The sequence below is a fragment of the Actinocrinis sp. genome (assembly GCF_035946395.1).
In the GTDB taxonomy this organism is placed as follows: domain Bacteria; phylum Actinomycetota; class Actinomycetes; order Streptomycetales; family Catenulisporaceae; genus Actinocrinis.
In genome coordinates this window covers 1-2,665 of record NZ_DASYZI010000124.1, presented here as the reverse complement: position 1 = coordinate 2,665, position 2,665 = coordinate 1, and the positions used below count along the sequence as shown (strand labels likewise).

2 protein-coding genes are annotated in these 2,665 nt (G+C 67.0%); both read left to right on the top strand.

The features are described 5' to 3' along the window. Positions 1–170: substrate-binding domain-containing protein (locus VGS97_RS08025; protein WP_326852628.1), on the top strand; the 170-nt coding region annotated here is incomplete at its 5' end. 52 nt (positions 171–222) lie between these two features. Then, positions 223–2,229: a ribosomal protection-like ABC-F family protein gene (abc-f, locus tag VGS97_RS08020; protein ID WP_326852627.1), complete on the top strand. Its 2,007-nt coding sequence runs from the start codon at positions 223–225 to the stop codon at positions 2,227–2,229. The last annotated feature ends 436 nt before the right edge of the window (positions 2,230–2,665 follow it).

The window sequence follows — 2,665 nt, the reverse complement described above, 5'->3', positions numbered from 1 at the left end:
CCTCACCCAAACTCACCAGCGTCAGCATCCCCGCCGAAACCATGGGCCGCCACGCCGTCCACCAAGCCATGACCCAACTCGCCGGCCACCACACCCCCACCATCACCCTCCTCCCACCACAACTCACCGTACGAGAGTCCACCGCCATCTACACCCCACCGATCAACTGACAATCGATCAACTGGTAGTCGGGTATCCGTTGCGTCCAGGTACCGTTGGTCCGTGGCAAACCTGGTCAACATCGAGGCTGTGAGCAAGGCGTACGGCACCCGGGCACTGCTTGACGGTGTATCACTCGGCATCGCGGAGGGTGACCGCATCGGTGTCGTGGGGCGTAACGGCGGCGGTAAGTCGACGCTGGTGCGCCTGCTGGCCAAGGCCGAGGAACCCGACCGGGGCAGAGTCACTCACACCGGCTCGGTCCACGTGAACGTCGTCGGCCAACATGACGAGCTCGATCCGACCGCCACGATCCGAGAGCAAGTCCTCTCTGGCATGGCCGAGCACGAATGGGCAGGCCAAGCGCACGTACGCGACGTACTCACCGGCCTGCTCGGCGGAATCAACGCCCCGGCCTTCAGCAACGGACTCGACACCGTCGTCGCCCCCCTCTCCGGCGGCGAGCGCCGCCGAATCGCACTGGCGAAGGCACTGCTGGAGCCCGACGACACAGACCGCCTGCTTCTCCTGGACGAGCCGACCAACCACCTCGACGTCGAAGCCATCGCCTGGCTCGCCTCGCACCTCAAATCACGCCGGTCGGCGCTGCTGGTCGTGACGCACGACCGCTGGTTCCTGGACGAGGTTTGCAGCCAGACCTGGGAAGTGACGCGCGGCGAAGTGCACGCCTACGAAGGCGGCTACTCGGCGTACGTGCTGGCGCGGGCCGAGCGCGCGCGGGTCGCCTCCGCCGACTGGGATCGCAAGCAGAACCTGCTGCGCAAGGAGCTGGCCTGGCTACGGCGTGGTGCCCCGGCGCGCACCTCGAAGCCGAAGTTCCGCATCGAGGCCGCCAACGCGCTGATCGCCGCCGAGCCGCCGCCGCGTGACGATGCCGAGCTCATGCGCTTCGCGACCGCGCGCCTAGGCCGCACCGTCTACGAGTTCGAAGACGTCACCTACCGCGTCGGCGTCACTGAGACCGGAACCGGAACCGGAATCGAGATCGGAACCGGACCTGACGGCGCACCCAGCGGCGCACTCGGCCGCACACCCAGCCACACATCTGGTCGCACCCTCCTCGACCACGTCACCTGGCAGCTAGCGCCCGGCGAGCGCCTCGGCCTGGTCGGCGTGAACGGTTCCGGCAAGACCAGCCTGCTGCGGCTGCTCACCGGCGCCGTCGTGCCCGATTCCGGCAAGGTCGTCACCGGCGTCACGGCGAAACCTGCGTTGCTCGCGCAGGAGATCACCGAGATCCCGGCCACGAAGCGCGTCCGTGAGGCGGTCGAGGAGGTCCGCTCTGAGGTCGACCTGGGCAAGGGCCGGACCCTGACGGGCTCGCAACTGCTGGACCGCTTCGGCTTCACCGGCGAGAAGCAGTGGACTCCGGTCGGCGACCTGTCAGGCGGGGAGCGTCGCCGCCTCCAAGTGCTCAGGCTACTGATGGCCGAGCCGAACGTGCTGCTGCTGGACGAGCCGACCAACGACCTCGACATCGACACACTGACCGCGCTGGAAGACCTGCTGGACAGCTGGCCCGGCTCGATGATCGTCGTTTCCCACGACCGCTACTTCCTGGAGCGCACCACCGACCGAATCGCCGCGCTGCTAGGCGACGGCAAGCTCAGGATGCTGCCCGGCGGCGTCGACCAATACCTCCAACGCCGCGCCGAAATCCTGGTCACCACGCAGGCCCAGGCCGCTCAGATCACCCGGTCGGCGCAAGCCCAAGCCGCGCACGCCACCCGGTCCGCACAGACAGCGCACTCTATGCAGACCACGCAGGCAGCGCAGACCACACAGACCGCGCAATCTGGCTCCGCAGCCGCATCAGGACTTGCCGACCGGCCAGCCTCCTCGTCCCGCGACCAGCGTGCAGCGCAGAAGGAGATGGCCCGGATCGAACGGCAGCTGGACAAGATCTCCGCGCGCGAAAGCGACTTGCACGATCGGATGGCCCAAGCGGCGGCTGACTACGCGGAAGTCGGCAGGCTCGACGCCGAACTCCGTGATCTCTCCGCCGAGCGTGATCGCCTGGAAGAGCAGTGGCTGGCGCTCGCCGAGTGACCGTCGTTCTGAGCTCCGTGATCTCTTCGCCAAGCCGGATCGGCTCAGAGTGCAGAGGTCAGTGCTCGCAAAGTGGCTGCTGTTCGATCTCCGCGGCTTCTCCCCCGAGCGTGATCGCCTCGAAGAACAGCGGTTAGCCTTCGCCGGTCGGCTGCGGTTCCAAGCTGCGCGGCGTCTTCCCCGAGCGGTTCGGCTCAAAGAGCACCCGGAGAGCGGTGGTTGACCCTTGCCGAGTGGCCCTGGCCCCGGGGTGCGTGACCTCTCTGCCCAGCGGGTTCAGCTCGAAAAGTAGGGGTTAGTCCCATCCTCCGCACGTCACTTGAACGAGAAAGGGGCAATCCCGGGGGAATCGGTATTTCTCGATGCCGAGTAAGGCCATTGCCCGATGATGAGCCCGGATTGTCCCAATCTACATATCGCTCGCCCGGGCGACGTA